Consider the following 7929-nt stretch of genomic DNA (forward strand, 5'->3'; position numbering starts at 1 on the left):
GGCGCGGGCGGGGGATTGCGCGGCGTCGGCGGTCGTGGCCTGCGTAAAGCGCACGCTGGGAGCGTGCAGGGCGGCACGGCGGGTGAGACAGGGTGATCGGCGCGGGCGTTCTGCAGGAGCTGCGTGGCTCCGACTGTGGGAGAGGCTTCCTGTGGGAGGGGCTTCAGCCCCGATGCTTTTCTGTCGGGTCGCCGGGGAGGCGGGCGGTCGGAGCGGAAAGCATCGGGACTGAAGTCCCTCCCACAGAAGCGGCTGCCGATGATCCTTCGCCGCGCAACTGCGTTTGCGCTGCGGCCGCTGCTGGGCTGGGCTACAGAGCGTCGGTGGAGTTCGTCGTTGGCGTGGTTTCGCGGTCGCGGCCTCCGTCGCTCCTGCAGGAGCCGTGGCTGGTTTCGTATCCGACTGTAGGAGCGGCGCGAGCCGCGACCGCGGATGCGCAGCTACGACGAAACCATCGCCGTGAGTGTGGTTTCGCGGTCGCGGCTTGCGCCGCTCCTACAGGGAGCCCAGGCGCGAGCGTCAGCGCCCTGGGCGGCGGTAGACGAACTCGGGCGCCGGCGCTTGCGATTCGCGTTCGGCCAGCGCGCGCAGGCCGGCGTGGTCCGGGGATTTTTCGCAGACCGGGTCGAGGGTGTCGGCGCGGCCGCTCAGCGCCAGCGCCTGGCAGCGGCAGCCGCCCCAGTCGCGTTCGCGGTGTTCGCAGCCGCGGCAGGGGTCGGGCATCCAGTCGGTGCCGCGATAGCGGTTGAACGCGTCCGAGTCGCGCCAGATTTCGTCCAGGCCGCGTTCCAGCACGCTGTCGAAGCGCAGCCCGGCGATGGTCTCGGCCGCGTGGCACGGCAGCACCTTGCCTTCGGGCGTGATGTTGAGGAAACGCCGCGCCCAGCCGCCCATGCACGGCTTGGGCCGGCGCGCGTAGTAGTCGGGGGTGACGTAGTCGATGGTCAGGCGCCCGCGCAGGCGTTCGCGCGCGTCGGCGACCACGGCGCTGACCGCGTCGAACTGGGCCCGGGTCGGCAGCAGCGCGGCGCGGTTCTTCAGGCCCCAGCCGTAGTACTGGGTGTGGGCGACCTCGAGCCGGCCGGCGCCGAGTTCCAAGGCCAGTTCGATCATCTCGCCGACGCGCTCGGCGTTGTGGCGATGGATCACCGCGTTGAGCGTCAGCGGCAGATCCAGCTCGCCGCACCAGCGCGCCAGCGCCAGCTTGCGCGCGTGCGCGCCCTGGTAGCCGGCGATGCGGTCGGCGCCGTCGGCGCGGCTGTCCTGCAGGCTCAGTTGCAGGTGGTCGAGGCCGGCGTTCTGCAACTCGATCAGGCGTTCGCGGCTCAGGCCGACGCCGGAGGTGATCAGGTTGCAGTACAGGCCGTGGGCGCGGGCGTGCGCCAGCAGCTCGGCCAGATCCTTGCGCAGGGTCGGTTCGCCGCCGGAGAAATGCGCTTGCAGCACGCCCAGTTCGGCGGCCTGCTCGAGCACGCGCTGCCACTGCGCGGTGTCCAGCTCCTGGCGCAGGCCGACCAGCTGCAGCGGATTGGAGCAATACGGGCAGGCCAGCGGACAGCGATGGGTGAGTTCCAGCAGCACCGCCAGCGGCGGCGCGGGCGCGGCGGGCAGGTCGGCCGGACGGGCGTTCATCGCCGCGCGCTCAGGTCAGCTGCGGCGCGAACGCCAGCATGCGTTTCTCCATCAGCGTGGAGAACAGGTCGATCACGTCGCCGTAGATCTCGCCGGGGTCGGCGCCGTAGTCGCGCGCCAGCGCGGCGACGATGGCTTCCACGTTCGAGCGGCCGTCGATGTGGGTCAGCACCGCGTGGGCGATGTCGTCCAGTTCGATCACCCGCTCCGGCGCCAGCAGCACCCAGCGCTCGCGGGTGCGGTCGTGCTGCAGGCGCACGCCGACCGGAAAGCGCATCACGCTGCCCGAATCGATGGCGGCGCTCATGGTCGCGGCTCCTGGGGGCCGGGCGTCTGAGAGGCGAGCCTGTGATAGGCGAGCTCCTGCGGGCGGAACGCGCCCGGCGGAATCAGGCGCGGCTCGACATAGGCCAGATGCAGCGCGTCGAGCATCGACCACAGCACGTCGCACTTGAAACGCAGCGCGGCCAGCACCGATTCCTGCTGCTCGCGGCTGAGCGCGTGGCGCTTGACGTAGTCCAGGGCGAAGTCGGCGTCCTGCGGCGCCTGGTGCAGGCGCGAATCGAAATAGGCCAGCGCGTCCTTGGACACGAAGTCGTAGTTGGCCAGCATGCCGGCGACGCGCTGGCCGATGATCTTCGGCGCGAACAGCTCGGTCAGCGAGGAGGCGATGGCTTCCAGCAGGCTGCGTTCGCGCACGAAGTGGATGTAGGCCTGTACCGCGAAGCGCGTGGCCGGCAGCAGCGCGCGGCCGGATTCGACCAGCTCGCGCGGCAATCCCAGCGCGTCGGTCAGGCGCAGCCAGCGGGCGATGCCGCCGTCGCCGTCGCGATCGCCGTCGTGGTCGACGATGCGCTGGCGCCAGATGCGGCGCAACTGCGGATCCTCGATGCGGGCGAGCAGGGCGGCGTCCTTGAGCGGGATGCAGCGCTGGTATTCGAAGCGGTTCAGCGCCCAGGCCTGGATCTGGCCGCGGCCGAGCCGGCCGCTGTGCAGCAGCACGTGGAAGGGATGCTGGTCGTGATAGCGCTCGGCGCCGATCGCGCGCAGGCGCGCTTCGAGCTCGTCGGGCGCAAGCGCGGCGTCGCGCGCGTTCGGCGCGGGCGCCGCCGCGGGGGCGGCTGCGGCGTTCATAGCGTGAGTTCCATGCCGTCCTCGGCGACCTCCCATCCCAGCGCGCGCGCTTGCGCGCGTTCGGGCGAGGTCTCGTCGAGGACCGGGTTGGTGGTGTTGAGATGGATGAACAGCTTGCGCCGCACCGCCAGGTCGGCGAACGCGGCGAGGGTGCCGGCGTCGTCCTCGCCATTGCCGCCGGCGATGCTCATGTGGCCCATGCGCGCGCCGGTCTTGCTGCCGACGCCGGCGCGCTGCATTTCGTCGTCGCGCCACAAGGTGCCGTCGAAGAACACCAGCGCCGCGCCGCGCAGGCGTTCGCGCAGCGGCGCGGTCAGCGCGGCGCAGCCGGGGATGTAATAGAAGCGTTCGCGGCCGTCGGAAATCTCCAGGCCGACGGTGTCGTCGTCGTTGCCTTGCAAGGTTTCGCTGCGCGATTCCATGAACAGCGGCACCTTGCCGGGCACGGCGAACGCGGTGACGCGCAGGCCCAGCGGCGCATCGACGCCGTCGATGTCGACCGGGGTGTCCAGCGCCAGCGGCTTGCGCGCGACGTAATCGGGATGCAGCGCATCGAAGATCGGATTCAGCGCGAGCACCTCGTGCACGCGCGCGCTGGCCCACAGGTCGAAGCGCTGGCGTTCGCGCATCGACAGCAGGCCGGCGATGTGGTCGATCTCGCCGCTGCTCAGCAGCACCGCCTCGATCGGCGAATGGCGCAGGCCGCGTTGCGGCCACAGCGGCGGCAGCGCCAGCACCTGCTGGCGGAAATCGGGCGAGGCGTTGACCAGCAGCCAGCGTTCGCCGTCGGCGCTGACCGCGATGCTGGCCTGGCTGCGGCGCTTGGCGCCGTCCTCCTGGCGCCACGCCCGGCGGCTGCCGGGCGTGTTGCAGTTCCACTGCGGAAAGCCGCCTCCGGCCGCCGCTCCGAGCACGAGGATGCGCATCACCGAGATACCGTCGGCAGGCTGCGCGGCCGCGCGCGAAGGGCGACGGCGGAAGCGGGCATGCTCAGAACAGGTCGCCGGAGGAGTACGAATTGATTTCGCAGCCGCACGGGATTTCGACGATCTGAGGCTTGGACCAGGTCTTCATGAGCGTTCCTCTTGCAGGGGTGGAGCCGCTGGGCGGGGCGCGAACGCGCCGTCGCGGCTTGCTACCGCGACCGATCCACGATACACCCGCGCGCGCCGCGATGCCTGTGATTGGAGGCCGCTACGGACGCGAAGCGCGCCACGAATGCGCGCGCGTGCGGAGAAGTTTTCGTTAATGCGCCGGCGCGCGCGGCCGCATCGCTCGCGGCGAACGCACGCGCCGCTCAACGGCGGCGCTTGAGGATGTCGCGGGCGAGAACCCAAACCACGATCACGTTGATTATGAGAACCGCGCTGGCGAGCCAGCCCGGGTGCCGGACCATCGCGAAAATGTCGAACGGCAGGTACAGCGCGGCGCCGACGCAGCCCAGCCACGAGGCCCAGGCCTTGGCCTTCCACAGGCCCCAGGCTTCGAGCAGGTGCAAGGCGGCGTAGGCGAACACGATGCCGGCGGCCAGGTGCACCGAGCCGGGGCTGATGCTGTGCGCGAGCCAGGCCATCGAGCCGTGCTCGGGGTCGAGGTGGAAGCGGCGGATCAGCAGTTCGATCCAGCGCTGCAGCGGCGCCGGGCCGAGCAGCTCCAGGCCGCTGGCCGCCGACAGCGCGAGCAGGCCCTTGACCGCCTCGACCATGGCGATGGCGTGCAGGCCCGGATGGGCCTTGGGGTCGGCGTTGTAGTGCGGATCGGCCGGATTCATCGCGCAGCGGCGCCGGGCGCGGACGGTGCGCCGCGCGGGCGGGACGGTGCGGCAGCGGGCAGGCGGAGCGGGGGAAGCGGACGCATGCGGCTTGGATCCTCATCGGGCGCCGGGGAGTCCGGCCGTGCCTTGCGGGAGCGGCGGGCCTGTGCCGGGCGCGATGCGCCGCCGCGAGCCTGGCCCATGATCCCGCACCGCGGCGCAAGCGCGGCGGCGGAACCGCAAGACTTGGGGCGGCGACGGCGCGGTTCAAGCCGGTGCGGCGCCCGCGCGGCCGAATCGGGCGGAGCAGGGCGGTCGGGCGCTCGCCGGCGCGGGCGCAGCGAGCGCCTGGCCTGCGGGTGTCGCCTCAACCGGCCGCGCACCGGGCCGGCGCGCGTTGCCGGCGCCACAAACAAACAGGGCGCCTCGCGGCGCCCTGTTCGGCTCAGGCAGCGCGCGAGGCGCGCTTGCGGTCGCTTTCGGTGAGGAACTTCTTGCGCAGGCGAATTTCCTTCGGCGTGACTTCGACCAGCTCGTCGTCTTCGATGAAGTCCAGCGCCTGCTCCAGCGTGTACTTGATCGCCGGGCTCAGCTGGATCGCATCGTCCTTGCCCGAAGCGCGCATGTTGGTCAGCGGCTTGGTCTTGATCGCGTTGACGGTGAGGTCGTTGTCCTTCGAGTGGATGCCGACCAGCTGGCCCTCATACACGTTGTCGCCTTCGGCGGCGAACAGCCTGCCGCGCTCCTGCAGCGGGCCGAGCGAATAGGCCGGAGTGGTGCCCGGCGCATTGGCGATCATCACGCCGTTGATGCGCTTGGCGATCGCGCCCTGTTCCTTCGGGCCGTAGTGGTCGAACACATGGAACAGCAGGCCCGAGCCCTGGGTCAGGGTGCGGAACTCGTTCTGGAAGCCGATCAGGCCGCGCGCCGGGATCATGTAGTCCAGGCGCACGCGGCCCTTGCCGTCGGGCTCCATGTTCTTGAGCTGGGCCTTGCGGATGCCGAGCTTCTCCATGACGCCGCCCTGGTGCTGCTCTTCGATGTCGACCACCAACTGCTCGATCGGCTCCATCAGCTGGCCGTCGATCTCCTTGATGATCACTTCCGGGCGCGACACGGCCAGCTCGAAACCTTCGCGGCGCATGTTCTCGATCAGCACCGACAGGTGCAGTTCGCCGCGGCCGGAGACCAGGAACTTGTCCGGATCGGAGCCTTCCTCGACCTTCAGCGCCACGTTGTGCAGGGTCTCGCGCACCAGGCGCTCGCGCAGCTGGCGGCTGGTGAGGAACTTGCCGCCGCTGAGATCCTTGTTGCCGGCGAACGGCGAGTTGTTCACCTGGAAGGTCATGCTGATGGTCGGCTCGTCGACGGTCAGCGCGGGCAGCGCTTCCGGGGTGTCGAGCGCGCACACGGTGTCGGAGATCGACAGGTCGGCGACGCCGGAGATGGCGACGATGTCGCCGGCCTCGGCTTCCTCGGTCTCCAGGCGCTCCAGGCCCATGAAGCCGAGCACCTGCAGGACCTTGCCCTGGCGCTTCTTGCCGTGACGGTCGACCACGCTGACCGGCATGTTGCGGCGGACCTTGCCGCGCTGGATGCGGCCGATGCCGATCAGGCCGACGAAGTTGCTGTAGTCCAACTGGCTGATGCGCATCTGGAACGGGCCGTCGAGATCGACTTCCGGCGGCGGGACGTGCTTCATGATCGCTTCGTACAGCGGGGTCATGTCGCCCGAGCGCGCGGCGTCGTCGAGGCTGGCGTAGCCGTGCAGCGCCGAGGCGTAGACGATCGGGAAGTCGAGCTGCTCGTTGGTGGCGCCGAGCTTGTCGAACAGGTCGAACACTTGGTCGATGACCCAGTCCGGACGCGCGCCCGGACGGTCGATCTTGTTGACCACGACGATCGGCTTGAAGCCCATCGCGAAGGCCTTCTGGGTGACGAAGCGGGTCTGCGGCATCGGGCCGTCCATCGCGTCGACCAGGATCAGCACCGAGTCGACCATCGACAGCACGCGCTCGACCTCGCCGCCGAAGTCGGCGTGGCCCGGGGTGTCGACGATGTTGATGCGGTTGCCCTGCCAGGTGATGGCGGTGTTCTTGGCCAGGATGGTGATGCCGCGTTCCTTTTCCTGGTCGTTGCTGTCCATCGCGCGCTCGGCCAGCACCGTGCGCTCGGACAGGGTGCCCGACTGCTTCAACAGACAGTCGACGAGGGTGGTCTTGCCATGGTCGACGTGGGCGACGATGGCGATATTGCGCAGGCGTTCGATGGACATGCGGGAGGACGCCGGAAGGCGCCTAGACGTTGGAAGGAAGCCGGCCATTATACGGGGCAAATGCGGCAAGCGCCTGTGCGGGCGGGGATTTTTGTTCAGGGGCTCAGGGAGCTGAACGGGCCGGCGCCGTTTCGGTCTCGCCCGGTAGGAGCGGCGCGAGCCGCGACCCGGCGCCGCCGGACCGAAACCCGCGAAAAACGCCTTGTTTCCAGAAATCCTTCGCCGGGATCGGATCTCCTCGGGCGATGCGAAAGGCGGGCCCGGACGGGAGCCGGGGTCTCGGGCCGTCCGTTGCGGTCGCATGGGCCGGGCTTCGGGTGGTCGCGGCTCGCGCCGCTCCTTCAGGGGCTTCGGGCGGGCGGCGCGACGGCTGGCGCTTCGATACCCTTGTGGATCGCCTCCATCGTCGCCATCTCGGCCGGCGACGAGTCATCCCATCCCATCGCACCACCTGGAGCACGTTGCATGAGCCTGATCGCCACCTTCGACACCTCGCGCGGCCCGATCCGCGTCGAACTCAACGCCGAGAAGGCGCCGCTGACCGTCGCCAACTTCGTCAACCTGGCCCAGCGCGGCTTCTACGACGGCCTGAACTTCCACCGGGTGATCCCCAACTTCATGATCCAGGGCGGCTGCCCCCAGGGCACCGGCACCGGCGGCCCGGGCTACCGCTTCGAGGACGAGACCCGCAACGGCCTGGGCCACGAGCGCGGCGTGCTGTCGATGGCCAACGCCGGCCCGGGCACCAACGGCAGCCAGTTCTTCATCACCCACATCGTCTGCGACTGGCTCGACGGCAAGCACACCGTGTTCGGCAAGGTGCTGGAAGGCCAGCAGATCGTCGACACCGTGCAGCAGGGCGACAAGATCAACTCGGTGAAGATCGAGGGCGACACCGCCGCGGTGCTGGCCGCCAAGGCCGAGCGCGTGGCCGAGTGGAACAAGGTGCTCGACGCCGCCGCGCGTCCGTAAGCGCGGCGGCCGCCCGGCGCGGCCCTCGCCTGATGCGACACCCGACAGGGGCGGCCGTTCGGCCGCCCCTGTTTTTTTGCGGCGCTTTTTTGTGCCGGCGGCAGCGTGACGGCCGCCGCGACGGCGCGGCGGGTCCGGCTCGCTGACCGCGCCGCCGCGCGCC

At 70.1% G+C, this 7929-nt stretch carries 8 protein-coding genes; 1 reads left to right on the forward strand and 7 read right to left on the reverse strand.

Annotated elements, in window-relative coordinates; all coding sequences use genetic code 11:
* Positions 1 to 519: 519 nt before the first annotated feature.
* From pqqE to typA, 7 genes are all read right to left on the reverse strand, one after another.
* Positions 520 to 1632, reverse strand: a complete 1113-nt coding sequence (gene pqqE / locus A7A76_RS10845) for a pyrroloquinoline quinone biosynthesis protein PqqE (RefSeq protein ID WP_206411196.1) — start codon at positions 1630 to 1632, stop codon at positions 520 to 522.
* A 10-nt stretch (positions 1633 to 1642) separates the two neighbouring features.
* Positions 1643 to 1939: a pyrroloquinoline quinone biosynthesis peptide chaperone PqqD gene (pqqD, locus tag A7A76_RS10850; protein WP_206411197.1), complete on the reverse strand. Its 297-nt coding sequence runs from the start codon at positions 1937 to 1939 to the stop codon at positions 1643 to 1645.
* Positions 1936 to 2766, reverse strand: coding sequence for a pyrroloquinoline-quinone synthase PqqC (gene pqqC, locus A7A76_RS10855; protein ID WP_206411198.1), 831 nt, complete (start codon positions 2764 to 2766; stop codon positions 1936 to 1938). The genes pqqD and pqqC overlap by 4 nt, the downstream gene beginning before the upstream one ends.
* Entirely contained in the window at positions 2763 to 3692 is a 930-nt protein-coding gene (gene pqqB / locus A7A76_RS10860) for a pyrroloquinoline quinone biosynthesis protein PqqB (RefSeq protein ID WP_206411199.1), read from the reverse strand. Before pqqB ends, pqqC begins: the two co-directional genes overlap by 4 nt.
* Positions 3693 to 3756: 64 nt before the next feature.
* Positions 3757 to 3840 (reverse strand): pyrroloquinoline quinone precursor peptide PqqA, encoded by an 84-nt coding sequence (gene pqqA, locus A7A76_RS26485; RefSeq protein ID WP_206411203.1) that lies wholly within the window; start codon positions 3838 to 3840, stop codon positions 3757 to 3759.
* A gap of 223 nt (positions 3841 to 4063) precedes the next feature.
* Complete coding sequence (locus tag A7A76_RS10870) at positions 4064 to 4537, reverse strand: DUF2127 domain-containing protein (protein ID WP_206411200.1); 474 nt, start codon at positions 4535 to 4537, stop codon at positions 4064 to 4066.
* 427 nt (positions 4538 to 4964) lie between these two features.
* Complete coding sequence (gene typA / locus A7A76_RS10875) at positions 4965 to 6794, reverse strand: translational GTPase TypA (protein ID WP_206411201.1); 1830 nt, start codon at positions 6792 to 6794, stop codon at positions 4965 to 4967.
* Positions 6795 to 7259: 465 nt separating this feature from the next.
* Here typA and A7A76_RS10880 point away from each other — a divergent pair, with 465 nt between their 5' ends.
* Positions 7260 to 7766: a peptidylprolyl isomerase gene (locus A7A76_RS10880; RefSeq protein ID WP_206411202.1), complete on the forward strand. Its 507-nt coding sequence runs from the start codon at positions 7260 to 7262 to the stop codon at positions 7764 to 7766.
* The last annotated feature ends 163 nt before the right edge of the window (positions 7767 to 7929 follow it).

This window comes from Lysobacter enzymogenes (assembly GCF_017168095.1).
In the GTDB taxonomy this organism is placed as follows: domain Bacteria; phylum Pseudomonadota; class Gammaproteobacteria; order Xanthomonadales; family Xanthomonadaceae; genus Lysobacter; species Lysobacter enzymogenes_D.